We start from the raw sequence: 16,176 nt of genomic DNA, 5'->3' as shown, positions 1-16,176 counted from the left end.
GGCGGGTTGCGGGCAGGAGCAAGGCGCTCCCGCTCAGGACACCCGTTCCAGCCTTGCCGCGAAGAAGCCGTCCAGTCCGCCGTGTTCGGCCCACATGGAGGGCAGGATGCGCAGCCAGCCTTCGGGCGTCAGCGCCTCGGGCGGAGCGCCGACGGCGGTCGGATCGGCGGCGACGGTGCGGAAGGCAGGGTTGCGACGCAGGAAGGCGATGATCTGGGTCTCGCCCTCCTCACGCTCCAGCGAGCAGGTGCAATAGACCAGACGGCCGCCCGGCTTCACGCGCTCGGCGGCGGCGTCCAGCAGGCGGTGCTGGACGTCGGCCAGCTTGGCGACCTCTGCCGGTTTGGTGGCGCGCAGGACCTCCGGATTGCGGCGGAAGGTGCCCGTCGCAGTGCAGGGGGCATCCAGCAGGACGGCGTCGAAGGTGCGGACATCCTCCCAGTCCTCGGCCGGGACGGCGACGACTTCGGCGGTCAGGCCGGTCCGCTCAAGATTCTGCGTCAGGCGTTTCAGGCGCGGGGCCGAACGGTCGAGCGCGACGACGGCGGCGCCGGCGGCCGCCAGTTGCAGCGTCTTGCCTCCAGGCGCGGCGCACATGTCGAGCGCCGTCTCACCCGATTTCACGTCCAGCAGCCGGCCGGGCACGGCGGCGGCTGCGTCCTGGACCCACCAGTCGCCGTCCTCGAAACCGGGCCAGCCGGCCACATCGCCGCGACGGCCGGTGCGAACCGTGCCCCCAGGCAAGGCTTCGCCCTCGACAGCGGCAGCCACGGCGGAGGGATCGACGCCTGGCTTCAGGCTGAGATCGGTCGCGGGTTCTTCGCGCGCGGCCAAGGCCAGACCCGCCAGGGCGGCCTCGCCATAGGTCGCCTTCCAGCGCGCTGCGATCCAGTCCGGCAGATTGCTTTCGGCCGTGGTCAGGCCGGGGCCTTCGCGTCCAACCCCGCGCAGCACGGCATTGACCAGGTTCTTGTAGGGCCGGGTCTTGGGATCGCGCTCAGCCAGTTTCACCGCCGTCGAGACGGCGGCGAAGGCGGGCGTTTCCAGCACCAGAGTCTGGGCCAAGGCGATGCGCATCAGGGTTCGGACGGCCTCGGGCGGCGACTTCTTCAGGCGGCGATCCAGAATCTGGTCGATCTCGCCCAGACGACGCAGGGCTGCCATGGCCACGGCGCGGGCGAAGGCGCGATCCACCGGCTCCAGCGCGCGGGCGGCGGGCTGAGACAGGGCTTCGTCCAGTCCGTTGCGCTTCTCCAGCGCGGCGTTCAGCAGGATGCCGGCGACGACGCGGGCCTCCACGCCGATATCGTCCTGCGAAGGGCCTTGAGCAGCCTCGGCCGGGACCGGGCGCGAGCGGCCCTTGGTGGCCATGCGACGCCCGCGCGCCTGCGAGCTCTGGCCGCCCCGTCCCTCGGTGCTCATACCGCCACCTGCGCGCCCAGTTCGACCACGCGGCCGGGCGGGATGTGGAAGAAGTCGGTTGGATTGGCGGCGTTGCGCATCAGGAAGATGAACAGCTTGTCCTGCCACAGCGGCATGCCCTGACGCGCCGACGGGATCAGCGAGCGTCGACCCAGGAAGAAGCTGGTCGACATGATGTCGAACTTCAGCCCCTGTTTGCGGCAAAGGCCCAGGGCGCGCGGCACGTTCGGCGTCTCCATGAAGCCGTAGGTCACCGTGACCTTCTTGAAATCGTCGTTGATCGGCTCCATCCGCACCCGGTCGGCCTCCTTGACACGCGGGCGCTCAGAGGTGCGCACGGTCAGGATGACGTTCTTCTCGTGAAGCACCTTGTTGTGCTTGAGATTGTGCATCAGGGCGACCGGCGCGACGTCGGGATCCGAGGTCAGGAAGATGGCCATGCCCGGCGCACGGTGCGGGGGACGGGCCTGAAGCATCTCGATCAGATCGTTCAGCGGCAGGCTGTCCTTGCGCGTCTTGGCCGTCAGGATCTGCGTCCCGCGCACCCAGGTCCACATCACGACGACCAGCAGGGCGCCCAGAACCAGCGGCATCCACGCCCCGTCCGGAATCTTCAGCAGGTTGGACGTCAGGAAGACGCTGTCGATAAAGGCGAACGGAAGCAAGGTTCCGACCACCGCCCACATCGGCCACTTCCAGCCCTTGCGGATGACCGAATAGGCCATCAGCGTATTGACCAGCATGGTGCCCGTCACCGCCACGCCATAGGCGGCGGTCAGGTTATGCGAGCTCTGGAACACGACCAGCAGCACCAGCACCCCGACCATGAGGAAGGTGTTCACCGCCGGCACGAAGATCTGGCCGGCTTGGGTCTCGGAGGTGTTCTTGATGTCGATGCGCGGCAGAAGGCCCAGCTGCACCGCCTGCTGCGTCACCGAGAAGGCGCCGGTGATCACCGCCTGGGAGGCGATGACGGTCGCGGCGGTCGCCAGGATCAGCATCGGCCAATAGGCGAACTGCGGCACCATGTTCCAGAACGGGTTCTCCGACGCGGCCGGATTGTCCAGGATCAGGGCGCCCTGGCCCAGATAGTTCAGCGTCAGGCATGGCAGGACGAAGGCCAGCCAGCCCATGCGGATCGGCGCCTTACCGAAATGGCCCATGTCGGCATACAGGGCCTCAGCCCCCGTGACGGCCAGGAAGACGCTGCCCAGGATCACGAAGCCCAGGAAGCCGTCGTTGAGCAGAAGCATGACGCCATAGTGGGGCGACAAGGCCCGCAGCACGCTGATGTCGTCGAAGATATGATACAGGCCCAGCGCCCCCAGGCTCAGGAACCAGACGGCGGTGATCGGGCCGAAATACTTGGCCAGGCTGGCCGTGCCGCGCGACTGGACCAGGAACAAGGCGATCAGGATGCCGGCCGAGATCGGCACGATGAAGGAGTCCAGCCGCCCGGCCAGACCCGGCGCGTCCTGCAGGCCCTCGACGGCGGACAGGACCGAAATGGCGGGCGTGATGATGCCGTCGCCATAGAACAGGGCCGCGCCGCAGACGCCGAGGATGAAGATCCAGGCGCTGCGCCGACCGACCGCGAACTGGGCCAGGGCCATCAGCGACAGGGTGCCGCCCTCGCCCTTGTTGTCGGCGCGCATCAGGAAGAAGACGTATTTGAACGTCACCACCACCATCAGCGCCCAGAAGGCCAGAGACACGACGCCGATCACGGCCAGATCGCCGCCGACGCCGGAGCGTGCGTGGTCGATCGCCTCGCGCAGGGCGTAAAGCGGGCTGGTGCCGATGTCGCCAAACACCACGCCGATCGCGCCGATGGTCAGGGCCCAGAAGCCGCCGTGCTTGGCGGCCTGGCCGCCCGGGATGTGGGATTCCGGACCCGTGGCGTGGGTGGGCTTGTCCGGCGTGTTCGACGCGGGCGAGGGAGCGCTCGCGTCGTGGGGAGTGTCCCCGGCCATGCGTATCCTCCGGGTCTCCGACGCGGCGTCGGTCCCTTCAAAGCGGCGAGCCTTTAGGCCCATTCCACGCGGTCTTCAATCGCGCCGCAGCGGATTCGGTTTCGGCGTTCTGCGGCGCGATTTGTGATTCGGCCCCTGAACGCCTATTTTCGCATCAGGAACAGAACCATGTCAGACAGCCAACGCTTCCCCGTCGCCGCCCACGCCCTGGCCTATATGGCCCACAAGGGCGCCTTTGGGCCTGCGCAGGCGATGCCCAGCGGCGTACTGGCGTCCTCGATCCCGACCAATCCCGTCGTGGTGCGCCGCGTGACCGCGCTTTTGGCCAAGGCCGGGCTGATCGCCACCCGTCCGGGCGCGACCGGCGGCTCCTGGCTGTTGCGGCAGCCCGAGGACATTCGGCTGGATCAGGTGCTCAAGGCGGTAAACGGCTGCGCCCACATCGGCTCGCCACCCGCCGGCGCCAAGGGCTGCCCGATCAGCGAACACATCCCGCGCCAGGTGGCCAAGGCCCTGACCGCCGCCGACGAGGCCGCGACCGAGGCTTTGTCCAAGATCACCATCGCCGACCTTCTGGCCGAAAACCCGATCGCGCTGGCGGCCTTTGAGCCGCACAAGTCCTGCCCCGTCGCGGCCTGATCGCGCCGTGAACCGGACCGTCCTGATCACCGGCGCGTCTGCCGGCATCGGCGCGGCCCTGGCCCGGACCTACGCGGCCGAGGGCTGGAATCTGATCCTGACGGCGCGTCGCCAAGCTCCGCTGCAGGCCCTGGCCGACGAACTGACCGCCGCCCACGGCGTGACCGCGACCGTGATCCCCGAAGACCTGTCCGATCCCGCAGCGCCCGAGCGGCTGGTCGCGACCATCGCAGCCCGCGGCCTTACCGTCGACGGTCTGGTCAACAATGCGGGATTCAGCCGGGTCACCGGCTTTCTGGATACCGACCTGAGCGCCCACCGCGCGATGATCCAGGTCATGCTGACCGCGCCGGTCGAGCTGTCGCGCCTGTTGCTGCCCGGCATGATCCAGCGCGGCTTCGGCCGAGTACTGAACGTCGCCTCCCTGGCCGGCCAGATGCCCGCGACGGGCGGCGACACCCTGTATGGGCCGATCAAAAGTTTTCTGATCAAGGCATCGCAGGGCTTGGATCTGGAGACGCAGGGGACCGGCGTTCACGTGACGGTGCTGAACCCCGGCTACACCCTGACCGAGTTCCATGACGTCAACGGTTCGCGCGAGCAGGTTTCCAGCGCCTATCCGGCCTGGATGTGGATGGACGCCGCGCGCGTGGCGCGCATCGGCTATGACGCCTGCGAGGCCAACCGTGCCAGCGTCACCCCCGGCGTCATGAACAACGTCATGGCCGGACTGGCCCGCTTCCTGCCCGATGGCCTGGCGCTCCGCATGGTGGCGAACCATGCGAAGCGGCTGGACCGGATCTGATCAGATGTGGATGGCGTGCCCGAGGGCGCGCAGGCTGGCCTCGTGGAAGGCTTCGCCCAGCGTCGGGTGGACGTGGATCGTCCCGGCGACGTCTTCCAGCACCGCGCCCATCTCCAGCATCTGGGCGAAGCTGTTGGACAGTTCCGACACATGCTGGCCCACCGCCTGGATACCCAGGATGCGATGATCGCCCTTGTTCGCGATCACCCGTACGGAGCCGCCGTCCTCGCCCGCCTCGATGGCCAGCGCCCGGCCGATCGCGGCGAAGGGGAAGACCGACTGGATCACATCGTCGCGGCCCGCCACCTCGTTCGGGCCCAGACCGGCCGAGACGATCTCCGGCTCGGTGAAACAGACGGCGGCGATAGTGACGGGATCGAACACCCGGTCATGGCCGGCGATGATTTCGGCGACCACTTCGCCCTGGGCCGAACCCTTGTGGGCCAGCATGGGTTCGCCGGTCAGGTCGCCGACCGCCCAGACGTTCTTCATCGAGGTGGCGCAGCGCTGGTCGATCTTCACGAACGGACCGGCCATGGCCACGCCCATGTTTTCCAGACCCCAGCCTTGCGTACGCGGACGCCGGCCGACCGTGACCAGCACCTTGTCGGCGTCCAGTTGCAGCGGCTCGCCGTCCTTCGTCGTGATCGACAGCTTCCCGTCGCCGAAGCCCCCGGCGCGTGCGCCCAGATGCAGCTCGACGCCATGCTTCTCCAGCCACTTGGCGACCGGATCGGTCAGAGCCTTGTCGTAGAGCGGCAGGATACGCTCGGCCATTTCGACGATGGCTACTTCGGCGCCCAGCTTGCGATAGGCGATGCCCAGTTCCAGCCCGATATAGCCGCCGCCCACGACGACCATCTTCTTGGGAACCTCCGACAGGCTCAGCGCCTCGGTCGAGGAGATGACGTCGCCGCCGAACGGCAGGAAGGGCAGTTCGACCGGCTCGGATCCCGTCGCCAGGATGACGTGTTCGGCGGTGATGCGGATATCGCCTTCGTCGGTCTTGATCACGCAGGTCTTGGCGTCGGCGAACTCGGCCCAGCCCTTGATGACCTTGACCTTGGCCTTCTTCAGCAGGGCCGCGACGCCGGCGTTCAGCTTACGGACGATGCCGTCCTTCCATTCGACCGTCTGCGAGAGGTCGATGGCCGGCGCCGCCGCCGTGATGCCCAGCGTCCCGCCGCCCGCCGCCTTGGCCACTGTCTCGAACTTGCCCGCCGCATGGATGATGGCCTTGGACGGAATGCAGCCGACGTTCAGGCAGGTGCCGCCCAGCCCATCGCCGCCGTCCACCAACACGGTATCCAGCCCCAGCTGGCCGCACCGGATGCCGGCGACATAGCCGCCCGTGCCCGCGCCGATGATCAGGACTTTGGTTTTCAGGGTCTGGGTCAACGATAGGCCTCAAGGCGGGAGCTGAATTGTGGAGGAACTTGCTGGGGCTCGAAGACGCGAACCGCGCCGGTTCCGGTCTCCATGGCCAGGACGATGTCGCCGGGTTTGACGCGCTGGAAATCGACGCAAATCATGCCTTGATAGCCGCCCAGCGGACGGGCGGTTTCCGCAGCGGTCAGGGTGTATGTCTCTTGCGGGGCGCCTTGAAGCGTTTCCAGTCTGGCGATGGTCGCCTTGGATTGAATGACCTCGATGGTCGGCGTCCGGCTCGGTTCAGCCAAACGCTCCACCGTCGTCACGCGCCCGATAAACAGCGCAGGACCATCGGTCCGTAGCAAAGACGACCAAGCCGGCGGCGGCTCAGGTATGCAGGCGGTCGCGGACGAGGCGACGACGCCAACGGCTGCTAGCAGGCTGGCGCCGAAGGTCAGCGCTTTGACTTTGAATTGCCGCATCACATTACCCTTCCAATCCCGATGATCCTCTCTCGGCGAGGAGAAAGGATCATCAAGAGCCATGGCGCCAATTTCGAGGTGATAGCCATAGGCGCGGGCGGACCTCGCTTTCCCGCTTAGAAAATGGGCATCAACCCATCCACAGCGTCGCCGGGTTCTCCAAAAGCCCCTTGATCCGCTGCACGAACACCGCCGCGTCGTGTCCATCGACGATGCGGTGATCGAAGCTGGACGACAGGTTCATCATCTTGCGCACGACCATCTGGCCGTCCTTGACCACGACCCGTTCGGCGATCTTGTTCGGACCAACGATGGCGACCTCGGGGTGGTTGATGATCGGCGTGTGGACCACCCCGCCCAGCGTGCCCAGCGAGGTGATGGTGATGGTCGAACCCGACAACTCTTCACGCTTGGCCGAACCGTCCTTGGCCGCGCCCGAGACGCGGGCGATTTCCAGAGCCGTGTCGTAGGGGTCGCGCGCCTCGGCATGGCGGACCACCGGCACCATCAAGCCGTTCGGCGTCTGGGCGGCGATGCCCAGATGGACCGGGGCGTGTTTGGTCAGGACGCCGGCATCATCGTCATAGGTGGCGTTGATCTGGGGCTGGTCGCGCAGGGCGACGACGATGGCGCGGGCGATGAAGGGCAGGACGTTCAGCTTGGGCTGATCCTTGGACTTCGTCGCGTTCAGATGGGCGCGCAACTCCTCCACCGCCGTCATGTCGATTTCCTCGACATAGGTGATGTGGGGAATGCGGCGCACGCTCTCGGCCATCTTCTCCGCAATCTTGCGGCGCAGGCCGATGATCTTGACCTCGGTCGTCCCTTGCGCCTTCGCATAGGTCGAGCCGCCGCCGGACGGCGCCGACGCAGGTTGCGAACCGCCACGCGCGATGAAGCCGTCCAGATCCTCGTGCGTGATCCGACCCGCCGGGCCGGAACCGGGCACGAAGGTCAGATCGACGCCCAGATCCCGCGCGCGATTGCGCACGGCCGGCGAGGCCGACGGACGTTCGCCGGGCGCGCGGCCTGTCAGGGCGGGCACAGGCTTGGACGGCGCAGTCGCTGAAGTCGCGCTTGGAGACGTCAAAACCGCGGCGGAAGCCGCCGTCGCATTCTCGGTCGGTTTGGGGGCCGGTTTCGCCGCCGCGACGGGCGTCGAGACATTGCCCCGACCCTCGACATCGAACGCGACCAGCGGCCCGCCGACGGGCACGGACTTGCCCGCCTCGCCGTACAGGGCGACGACCGTTCCGGCGACCGGCGAGGTGATCTCAACTGTGGCCTTGTCGGTCATGACATCGGCCAGGATCTGGTCTTCCTCGACCGCATCCCCGACCTTGACGTGCCAGCCGACCAGCTCGGCCTCGGCCGTGCCTTCGCCCACGTCGGGCAGCTTGAAGACATAGTTGCCCGATGTCGGCGCCTCGACAGCGGCGGCTGTCGGCGTTTCGACCTTCGGCGCCTCGGCGACCACGGGAGCCGGGTCCGGTTGGGCGACGGCAGGGGCGGCAGACGTCGGGGCGTCTTCGGCATTGCCCGCCCCCTCGACCTCGAACTCCACCAGGGGGCCGCGCACCGGCACCATGGCGCCGGGTTCGCCGTGCAGGGCGACGACCTTGCCGCTGACCGGGGCGGTGATCTCGACGGTGGCCTTGTCGGTCATGACGTCGGCGACGATCTGGTCCTCGGCGACGACATCGCCGACCTTGACGTGCCATCCGACCAGTTCGGCCTCGGCGGTGCCTTCGCCCACGTCGGGCAGTTTGAAGACGAAACGACCCATCTTATCGACCTCCCGTCATGACGCTCTTCAAGGCGTCTGCGACCCGTTGCGGCCCGGGGAAATATTCCCATTCGAAAGCGTGCGGATAGGGGGTGTCCCAGCCGGTGACGCGCGCGATCGGCGCTTCCAGCGAATAGAAGCAGCGCTCCTGCACCAGGGCCGACAGCTCGCCGCCGAAGCCCGAGGTCTTGGGCGCCTCATGCACGATGACGCAGCGGCCGGTCTTCTTCACCGAGGCCTCGATGGCTTCGATGTCCAGCGGCACGAGCGAGCGCAGGTCGATGACCTCGGCGTCCACGCCCGCGTGTTCCGCGCCGGCCAGGGCGACCCAAACCATGGTGCCATAGGCCAGGATGGTGACGTCGTTTCCTTCGCGCATCACGCGCGCCTTGCCGATCGGCTCGACATATTTTCCGGTCGGGACCTGGGCCAGATCCTGAGCCTTCCACGGGCTGACCGGCTTCTCGTGCCAGCCGTCGAATGGGCCGTTGTAGAGGCGTTTCGGCTCGAAGAAGACGACCGGATCGTCATCCTCGATGGCGGCGGTCAGCAGGCCCTTGGCGTCATAGGGGTTGGACGGAATGACGACCTTCAGGCCCGCGATATGCGTGAACAGGCTTTCGGGCGACTGGCTGTGGGTCTGGCCGCCGAAGATGCCGCCGCCATAGGGGCTGCGCACCGTGATCGGCGACGTGAACTGACCGCCCGAGCGGTATCGCATCTTGGCCGCTTCCGAAACGATCTGGTCGTAGGCCGGATAGATGTAGTCGGCGAACTGGATCTCGACGACCGGACGCAGGCCATAGGCGCCCATGCCGATCGCGGCGGCGACGATGCCGCATTCCGAAATCGGGGCGTCGAAGCTGCGGGTCAGTCCGTGCTTCTGCTGCAGCTTGTCGGTGACGCGGAAGACACCGCCGAAGTAGCCGGCGTCCTCGCCGAACGACAGGACGTTGGCGTCTTCGGCCATTTTGACGTCGATGGCCGAGTTCAGCGCCTGGATCATGTTCATGGGGATCACGCCCGCGCCCGTCGCTTCCGAGGCGGGGGCGGCGTTCTGGTCGATCATGTCGGGCTCGACGCCGTCGTTGCGATCGGCGTCGGTGAAAGTGGTTTGCTCAGCCATGGTCAGACCCCCACCTCGCGGCGCTGTTCGATCAGGCGCCAGTCTTCGGTCGCATAGACCTCTTCAAACATCGTCTTCACGCTGGGGCGCGACTGGCCCAGGGTGCCGATGGCTTCGGACTCCTTGCCGGCGGCGCGGACCTGTTCGACGGCGTCCTTCAGCGCGGCGGCGTGACGCTCGTCGTCCCATTCGCCGATGACGGTCAGATGCTGGCGCAGACGTTCGATCGGATCGCCCAGCGGCCATTTCTCATGCTCGTCGCCGGGGCGATAGCGGCTGGGGTCGTCGGAGGTCGAGTGCGGGGCGCCGCGATAGGTGAACAGCTCGATCACCGTCGCGCCCTGGTTCGACCGCGCCCGTTCCTCGGCCCACTGGGTCGCCGCCCAGACCGCCAGGAAGTCGTTGCCGTCCACCCGCAGGGCCGGCAGGCCATAGCCGATGGCCTTGGAGGCGAAGGTGGTCTCAAGCCCGCCGGCGATGCCCTGGAAGGAGCTGATGGCCCACTGGTTGTTGACGACGTTCAGGATGACCGGGGCGCGATAGACGGAGGCGAAGGTCAGGGCGTTGTGGAAGTCGCCTTCGGCCGTGGCGCCGTCGCCGATCCAGCTGATGGCGATCTTGTCGTCGCCCTTGTAGGCGCTGGCCATGGCCCAGCCGACGGCCTGCGGAACCTGGGTGCCCAGATTGCCGCTGATGGTGAAGAAGCCATAGTCCTTGGCCGAATACATGATCGGCAACTGTCGGCCTTTGATCGGATCTTCGGCGTTCGAATAGATCTGGTTCATCATCGCGACCAGCGGATAGCCGCGCGTGATCAGAAGCCCCTGCTGGCGATAGGTGGGGAAACCCATGTCCTCGCGGCTCAGGATCATGCCCTGGGCGACCGCGATGGCCTCTTCGCCGGTGCACTTCATATAGAAGCTGGTTTTGCCCTGGCGGTGGGCGCGGTGCATCCGGTCGTCGAAGGCGCGCGTCAGGATCATGGCCTTCAGACCCCGGCGCATCGTCTCGGGATCCAGGCGCGGGTTCCACGGACCGACCGCGGCGCCCTCATCGTCCAGCACCCGAATCAGGCGGAAGGCGAGATCACGCATCTGATAGGGGGTCGATCCGACCTCGGGCCGCTCGACCACGCCGGCGGGGTCCATCTGCAGATGGCTGAAGTCCGGCGTATCGCCGGGACGGCCCGACGGCTCCGGCACGCGCAAGGACAGGGGCTGGCTGTTCTTTTTGTTCATCTTATCGTTCATGCGGGCGTCCATATCCGTTCTGGGGTCCGTCCGTGTTTCCTCTGGACGTGTGATAACACGCCGCTTAAGCAGGTGCTCGCTCAATTTGACCTTGCGCAATCCCGATATCGGGTATTTTATTTCGCGATAATCATAATCGGAGAAACGCATTGGCCGACGAACTCGACCCCATCGACGCCCGCATTCTGGATATCCTGCAACAAGACGCCGGGCTGTCGGTCGCAGAGGTCGCCGATCGCGTCGGGCTGTCGGCTTCGCCCTGCTGGCGGCGGATCAAGCGGCTGGAAGACTCCGGCCTGATCACCAAGCGCGTCACCCTGCTGAACGCGCAGCTGCTGGGCCTGGACTTCGAGGTCTACGCCATCGTCAAACTGATGCTGCCCTCGGCGGACAATCTCAATGTTTTCGAGGCCGCCGTGGCCAAGTGGCCGGAAGTGGTCCAGTGCGCCACCATCACGGGGCGCGAGGACTATGTGCTGCGCATCATCACCTCGGACATGCACGCCTTCGACCTGTTCCTGCGCGAGAAGCTGCTGGCCCTGGGCATTGTCTCGGACTGCGAAAGCCACATCGTCACGCGCGGCGTGAAGAATGTGACCGCCCTGCCTCTTGGCATCATCACGCCTCACGTCGGATAACGTCGCTCAGGCGGCGCGGGCCGCTTTGGGAGCCGACACATGATCGAACTGGTGATCGACGCACGCCGCAAGGACCTGGGCGGGTTCGAAGTCGGGCGCGTCCTGCCCTTCCATTCGCGCCGGATGGTCGGGCCCTTCATCTTCCTGGACCAGATGGGACCGGCCGAGTTCGCGCCGGGCGCCACAGCCATCGACGTGCGACCGCATCCGCACATCGGCCTGTCGACCCTGACCTATCTGTTCGAGGGCGAGATCATGCACCACGACAATCTCGGCTATGATCAGGCGATCCGACCGGGCGAGGTCAATTGGATGACCGCCGGCAAGGGCATCGTCCATTCCGAGCGCACCGATCCGCTGAAGAAGAGCAAGGGCGGGCCGATGCACGGCATGCAGGCCTGGGTCGCCCTGCCCGATGAGGCCGAAGAGATGGACCCGGCCTTCCATCACCTGGGCGAGGACGCCCAGCCGGCCTACGAGAACGGCGGCCTGTTCGCGCGTCTGGTCGCGGGCGAGGCCTACGGCGCCAAAGCGGCCGTGCCGGTGTCGTCGCCGCTGTTCTATATCCACTGGGAGCTTCAGCCCGGCGTGCGCACCGCCCCGCCGTCAGGCAAGGGGGCCGGGGGCATGAGCGAGCGTGCGCTCTATGTGGCCAAGGGCTCCATCGAGGTCGGCGACCGCACCTTCCATGAGGGCCAGATGATCGTGCTGGAGCCGACGGCCGAGCCGACGGTCAAGGCCCTGACCCAGTCGACCGTCATGATCCTGGGCGGCGAGCCGGTGGGGGAACGGCTGATCTGGTGGAACTTCGTCGCCTCTAGCCAGGCCCGCATCGATCAGGCCAAGGCCGATTGGAAGGCGGGCCGGATGACGCTGCCGGACGCCGACGATCTGGAGTTCATCCCCCTGCCGGACGAACCCGCAAAGGCCCAAGCGGAGCCGGCGCCGGTGGCGCCCAAGCCGACCGATCCGGTCTAGCGGGCAGGCAGAAGGTGACGCGACGAGGTCGGATCGCTACATGCGGCCTATGAACTTCGATTTCGACGCCCAGGTCACCGCCGCCCTGTTCGACAACACCGGCGCTGTCTTCGCCCTCGGCGACGGCTCGGTCCGGTTCGAGGACCGAACGCGGGTTGAGGCGCACGACGGCGCCGTGCTGTGCGCCTGCGTTCATCCGTCCGGCGACGGGATCGTCACAGGCGGCGATGACGGCAAGGTCGTCTGGACCCGTCGCGACGAGGACCCGGTCGTTCTGGCCACGGCCAAGAACCAGTGGATCGACGCCATCGACGCCTCGCCGGCCTCGGGCCTGATCGCCTTTTCCTTCGGCCGCACCTTGTCGGTGATCGACCCCAAGGAGGTCGGCTTCCGGCGCGACTTCCAGCACGAGCGCACCGTTTCCGGCGTCGCCTTCGAGCCCAAGGGCCGGCGCATCGCCACCTCGACCTATGGCGGGGCGGCGTTGTGGTATGCGCGGATCGAGAAACAGCAGCCCGTGAAACTGGCCTGGGCCGGATCCCACACCGGCGTCGCCTTCTCGCCCGACGGCGCCTTCGTCGTCACGACCATGCAGGACAATCAGATGCACGGCTGGCGCATCAAGGACGCCAAGAACCTGCGCATGGGCGGCTATCCGGGCAAGGTGCGGTCGATGGCCTTCCTGGCCAATGGCCAGCTGATGGCGACCTCGGGCGCGCAGGGCGCGGTGCTGTGGCCCTTCATTGGATCGAACGGGCCGATGGGGCGCGAGGCGACCGAGATCGGCTATGACGACACGACCCTGGTCAATCTGGTCTCGGCCCGCGCCGATCAGGGCCTGCTGGCCGCCGGCCTGACCGACGGTCGGGTCTGGGTCGCGCATCCGGCCGCCCAGGGTCTGAACTTCGTCAAGGCTGAGAAGGGACCTGCCATCGTCGCCCTGTCGCTCAGCCCCGCCGTCGACAAGGTGGCGTGGGCCGACGAAGACGGCGCCGCCGGAGTTTTGATCCTTTGATGGCGACGGGCCGCAAGAGCTGGCGTCGCGTGGTGCTGACCGCGCTTCTGATCCTGGCCCTGATCCCGGTCGCGGGCGTGCTGATCGTCGCTATCGTTCCGCCGCCGCCCACCATACTGATGCTGCGCCAACTCGCGAGGGGCGACGGCATGGACTATCAGTGGCGCGGTCTGAACCAGATTTCGCCCAACCTGGTGAACGCCGCCATCGCCGCCGAGGACGCCCGGTTCTGCAGCCACCATGGCTTCGATATGGAGGCGATCCAGAAGGCCCTGTACCACAACGCCGAGGGCGGGCGCCTGCGTGGCGGCTCGACCATCAGCCAGCAGACGGCCAAGAATGTCTTCCTGTGGCCCGGCCGCGACTGGATCCGAAAAGGTCTGGAGGCGGGCTACACCGTCCTGATCGAGGCCGTGTGGTCCAAGCGCCGGATCATGGAGGTCTATCTGAACGTGGTGGAATGGGCGCCCGGCGTCTATGGCGCCCAGGCCGCCTCGCGACACTGGTTCGGCAAGGACGCCCGCGACCTGAGCCCGCGTGAGGCGGCGCGTCTGGCCGCCATCCTGCCGGCCCCGCGCCGGTACGAAGCCGCCGCGCCCGGCCCCTATGTGCGTCGGCGCGCCGCGCGCGTTCAGGCGGCCATGGGCACGGTGCGCAATGAGGGTCTGAACAGCTGCGTCGTCGGCCGCTGAACCGTCACGCTTGACGGGCGACCGGGCCTGACCTCTCCTGCCCGCGCTGTTCAGGAGATCCATCATGAAGCGTCAGATGATGACCGCCGTCGCGGTCTGCGCCCTCGCCTTCGCCGCCGGCTGCGCCAGCACCAGCGAACCCGCCGCCGCAGCCCCGGGCGTCGAACAGACGGCCTCGACGACGCCCGCGCCGGCCGTCAGCGGCATGCGCGCCGACTATCCGATCACCGCCGAGGGCGCGACCGCCTTCATCGCCGACGCCGAAACCAAATGGGCCGAGGTCAGCGAGTATGTGGCCCGCATCCAGTGGGCGCGCGCCACCAACATCACCTTCGACACCATGTGGCTGGAGTCCAAGGCCAACGCCGAGGCGACCGAGCTTCAGGTCCAGCTCGCCAATCAGGCGGCCAAGTTCAACGACGTCCAGGTCGATCCGGTCGTGCGCCGCAAGCTGAACCTGCTGCGGCTCAGCCTGGTCCTGCCCGCCCCCAATCGTCCCGGCGCGGCCGAGGAATTGGCCCAGATCACCACGCGGCTGGATTCGACCTATTCGACCGGTAAGTTCGATTTCAAGGGCAAGCCGATCACGCTGGACGAGGCGTCGCTGATCCTGGCCGACAGCCGAGACCCCGCCGAGACCAAGGCGCTGTATGAAGGCTGGCGCACCATCTCGCCGGTCATGCGCGACGACTACGCCCGTATGGTCGAGATCGCCAACGAAGGCTCGCGCGAACTGGGCTTCGCCGACACCGGCGCCCTTTGGCGGTCAGGCTACGACATGCCCGCCGACGATTTCGCAGCCGAGACCGACCGGCTGTGGGCCCAGGTGAAGCCCTTCTACGAGAACCTGCACTGCTATGTGCGCGCGCGGCTGAACGCCAAATACGGCGATGCGGTCCAGCCCGACCACGGCCCGATCCGCGCCGATCTGCTGGGCAATATGTGGTCCCAGCAGTGGGGCAACATCTACGACGTCGTCGCCCCGCCCAGCGGCGGCGCCTCGAGCTACGACCTCACCGAACTGCTGAAGGCCGCCGACTACGACGCGACCAAGATGGTCAAGACGGGCGAGGGCTTTTACGTCTCGCTGGGCCTTGATCCGCTGCCCCAGACCTTCTGGGAACGCAGTCAGATCACCCGCCCGCGCGACCGCGAAGTCGTCTGTCACGCCTCGGCCTGGGACCTGGACAACGCCGACGACATCCGCATCAAGATGTGCACCAACGTCAACGGCGACGACTTCTACACCGTGCACCACGAGCTGGGTCACAACTACTACCAGCGCGCCTACAAGAACCAGCCGATGCTGTTCCGCAACGGCGCGAACGACGGGTTCCACGAAGCCATCGGCGACTTCGTCGGCCTGTCGGCCCTGACCCCCACCTATCTGAATCAGATCGGCCTGTTGAAGACCACGCCGGGCGCGGAGGAAGATATTCCCTTCCTGCTCAAGATGGCCTTGGACAAGATCGCCTTCCTGCCGTTCGGCCTGATGGTCGACCGCTGGCGCTGGGACGTCTTCTCGGGCGAGACGGCGCCGGCTGCCTACAACACCGCCTGGACCGCCGACATGCTGCAGTACCAGGGCCTGGTTCCGCCGGGTCCGCGTCCGGCCAACGCCTTCGATCCGGGCGCGAAATACCATGTGCCCGGCAACACGCCCTATACCCGCTACTTCCTGGCGGCCATCTATCAGTTCCAGTTCCAGCGCGCGGCCTGCAAACAGGCCGGCTGGACCGGGCCGCTGCATCGCTGCTCCGTCTATGGCAACAAGGAGGTCGGCGCCCGCTTCAACGCCATGCTGCAGATGGGTCAGTCGCGGCCTTGGCAGGAGGCGATGAAGGCCTTCACCGGCGACGACGGCAACGACGCCTCGGCCATCGCCGACTATTTCGCCCCGCTGAACGTCTGGCTCCAGGAACAGAACCGGGGTCACCAGTGCGGATGGAGCGCCGCCTGAGCCCGCAGCGGCGTTAACCGTCCCCTTCACAATTCCCTT

The 16,176-nt window shown here is 67.0% G+C and carries 14 protein-coding genes; 7 read left to right on the top strand and 7 right to left on the bottom strand.

The genetic code is table 11. The features are described from left to right. Positions 1 to 33: 33 nt before the first annotated feature. Positions 34 to 1,422 carry an RsmB/NOP family class I SAM-dependent RNA methyltransferase gene (locus HF680_RS09790; RefSeq protein ID WP_394353529.1) on the bottom strand — a complete coding sequence of 463 codons (1,389 nt, stop codon included), beginning with the start codon at positions 1,420 to 1,422 and terminating at the stop codon, positions 34 to 36. Continuing rightward, positions 1,419 to 3,395, bottom strand: a complete 1,977-nt coding sequence (locus tag HF680_RS09785; RefSeq protein WP_161639767.1) for a potassium transporter Kup — start codon at positions 3,393 to 3,395, stop codon at positions 1,419 to 1,421. The genes HF680_RS09790 and HF680_RS09785 overlap by 4 nt, the downstream gene beginning before the upstream one ends. Before the next feature lie 168 nt (positions 3,396 to 3,563). Here HF680_RS09785 and HF680_RS09780 point away from each other — a divergent pair, with 168 nt between their 5' ends. Next, positions 3,564 to 4,034, top strand: a complete 471-nt coding sequence (locus HF680_RS09780; protein WP_185224922.1) for an Rrf2 family transcriptional regulator — start codon at positions 3,564 to 3,566, stop codon at positions 4,032 to 4,034. 7 nt (positions 4,035 to 4,041) lie between these two features. After that, positions 4,042 to 4,839, top strand: a complete 798-nt coding sequence (locus HF680_RS09775) for an SDR family NAD(P)-dependent oxidoreductase (protein WP_185224921.1) — start codon at positions 4,042 to 4,044, stop codon at positions 4,837 to 4,839. Here HF680_RS09775 and lpdA read toward each other — a convergent pair whose 3' ends face one another. The 5 genes from lpdA to HF680_RS09750 all read right to left on the bottom strand — a co-directional run bounded on the left by lpdA (position 4,840) and on the right by HF680_RS09750 (position 10,842). After that, positions 4,840 to 6,237: a dihydrolipoyl dehydrogenase gene (gene lpdA / locus HF680_RS09770; RefSeq protein ID WP_185224920.1), complete on the bottom strand. Its 1,398-nt coding sequence runs from the start codon at positions 6,235 to 6,237 to the stop codon at positions 4,840 to 4,842. Beyond that, positions 6,234 to 6,755, bottom strand: a complete 522-nt coding sequence (locus HF680_RS09765) for a hypothetical protein (RefSeq protein WP_185224919.1) — start codon at positions 6,753 to 6,755, stop codon at positions 6,234 to 6,236. Before HF680_RS09765 ends, lpdA begins: the two co-directional genes overlap by 4 nt. Before the next feature lie 67 nt (positions 6,756 to 6,822). Continuing rightward, entirely contained in the window at positions 6,823 to 8,478 is a 1,656-nt protein-coding gene (locus HF680_RS09760) for a 2-oxo acid dehydrogenase subunit E2 (protein WP_185224918.1), read from the bottom strand. A gap of 1 nt (position 8,479) precedes the next feature. After that, positions 8,480 to 9,604 (bottom strand): alpha-ketoacid dehydrogenase subunit beta, encoded by a 1,125-nt coding sequence (locus tag HF680_RS09755; RefSeq protein WP_185224917.1) that lies wholly within the window; start codon positions 9,602 to 9,604, stop codon positions 8,480 to 8,482. Between the two features lie 2 nt (positions 9,605 to 9,606). Beyond that, entirely contained in the window at positions 9,607 to 10,842 is a 1,236-nt protein-coding gene (locus tag HF680_RS09750) for a thiamine pyrophosphate-dependent enzyme (protein ID WP_205196197.1), read from the bottom strand. 161 nt (positions 10,843 to 11,003) lie between these two features. Here HF680_RS09750 and HF680_RS09745 point away from each other — a divergent pair, with 161 nt between their 5' ends. From HF680_RS09745 to HF680_RS09725, 5 genes are all read left to right on the top strand, one after another. Further along, entirely contained in the window at positions 11,004 to 11,492 is a 489-nt protein-coding gene (locus HF680_RS09745; RefSeq protein ID WP_055754211.1) for an Lrp/AsnC family transcriptional regulator, read from the top strand. Positions 11,493 to 11,531: 39 nt separating this feature from the next. After that, on the top strand, positions 11,532 to 12,470 hold the full coding sequence (locus HF680_RS09740) for a pirin family protein (RefSeq protein WP_185224915.1): 939 nt from the start codon (positions 11,532 to 11,534) through the stop codon (positions 12,468 to 12,470). A gap of 49 nt (positions 12,471 to 12,519) precedes the next feature. Beyond that, positions 12,520 to 13,485, top strand: coding sequence for a WD40 repeat domain-containing protein (locus HF680_RS09735; RefSeq protein WP_184280026.1), 966 nt, complete (start codon positions 12,520 to 12,522; stop codon positions 13,483 to 13,485). After that, on the top strand, positions 13,485 to 14,177 hold the full coding sequence (mtgA, locus tag HF680_RS09730) for a monofunctional biosynthetic peptidoglycan transglycosylase (protein WP_185224914.1): 693 nt from the start codon (positions 13,485 to 13,487) through the stop codon (positions 14,175 to 14,177). The genes HF680_RS09735 and mtgA overlap by 1 nt, the downstream gene beginning before the upstream one ends. A gap of 64 nt (positions 14,178 to 14,241) precedes the next feature. Next, on the top strand, positions 14,242 to 16,137 hold the full coding sequence (locus HF680_RS09725) for a M2 family metallopeptidase (RefSeq protein WP_185224913.1): 1,896 nt from the start codon (positions 14,242 to 14,244) through the stop codon (positions 16,135 to 16,137). Positions 16,138 to 16,176: the final 39 nt, after the last annotated feature.

It is taken from the genome of Brevundimonas huaxiensis, from assembly GCF_014218725.1.
Taxonomy (GTDB): Bacteria; Pseudomonadota; Alphaproteobacteria; order Caulobacterales; family Caulobacteraceae; genus Brevundimonas; species Brevundimonas huaxiensis.
The sequence above is the reverse complement of the archived record's forward strand: the minus strand, read 5'-3'. Positions and strand labels throughout refer to the sequence as shown.

What these genes read in the sequence shown, in the direction of transcription:
- mtgA (WP_185224914.1), top strand. Translation starts at nt 13,485, where the DNA reads ATGGCGACGGGCCGCAAGAGCTGGCGTCGCGTGGTGCTGACCGCGCTT.
- HF680_RS09790 (WP_394353529.1), bottom strand. Translation starts at nt 1,422, where the DNA reads ATGAGCACCGAGGGACGGGGCGGCCAGAGCTCGCAGGCGCGCGGGCGT.
- HF680_RS09735 (WP_184280026.1), top strand. Translation starts at nt 12,520, where the DNA reads ATGAACTTCGATTTCGACGCCCAGGTCACCGCCGCCCTGTTCGACAAC.
- HF680_RS09780 (WP_185224922.1), top strand. Translation starts at nt 3,564, where the DNA reads ATGTCAGACAGCCAACGCTTCCCCGTCGCCGCCCACGCCCTGGCCTAT.
- HF680_RS09750 (WP_205196197.1), bottom strand. Translation starts at nt 10,842, where the DNA reads ATGAACAAAAAGAACAGCCAGCCCCTGTCCTTGCGCGTGCCGGAGCCG.
- HF680_RS09725 (WP_185224913.1), top strand. Translation starts at nt 14,242, where the DNA reads ATGAAGCGTCAGATGATGACCGCCGTCGCGGTCTGCGCCCTCGCCTTC.
- HF680_RS09785 (WP_161639767.1), bottom strand. Translation starts at nt 3,395, where the DNA reads ATGGCCGGGGACACTCCCCACGACGCGAGCGCTCCCTCGCCCGCGTCG.
- HF680_RS09760 (WP_185224918.1), bottom strand. Translation starts at nt 8,478, where the DNA reads ATGGGTCGTTTCGTCTTCAAACTGCCCGACGTGGGCGAAGGCACCGCC.
- HF680_RS09765 (WP_185224919.1), bottom strand. Translation starts at nt 6,755, where the DNA reads ATGGCTCTTGATGATCCTTTCTCCTCGCCGAGAGAGGATCATCGGGAT.
- HF680_RS09740 (WP_185224915.1), top strand. Translation starts at nt 11,532, where the DNA reads ATGATCGAACTGGTGATCGACGCACGCCGCAAGGACCTGGGCGGGTTC.
- HF680_RS09755 (WP_185224917.1), bottom strand. Translation starts at nt 9,604, where the DNA reads ATGGCTGAGCAAACCACTTTCACCGACGCCGATCGCAACGACGGCGTC.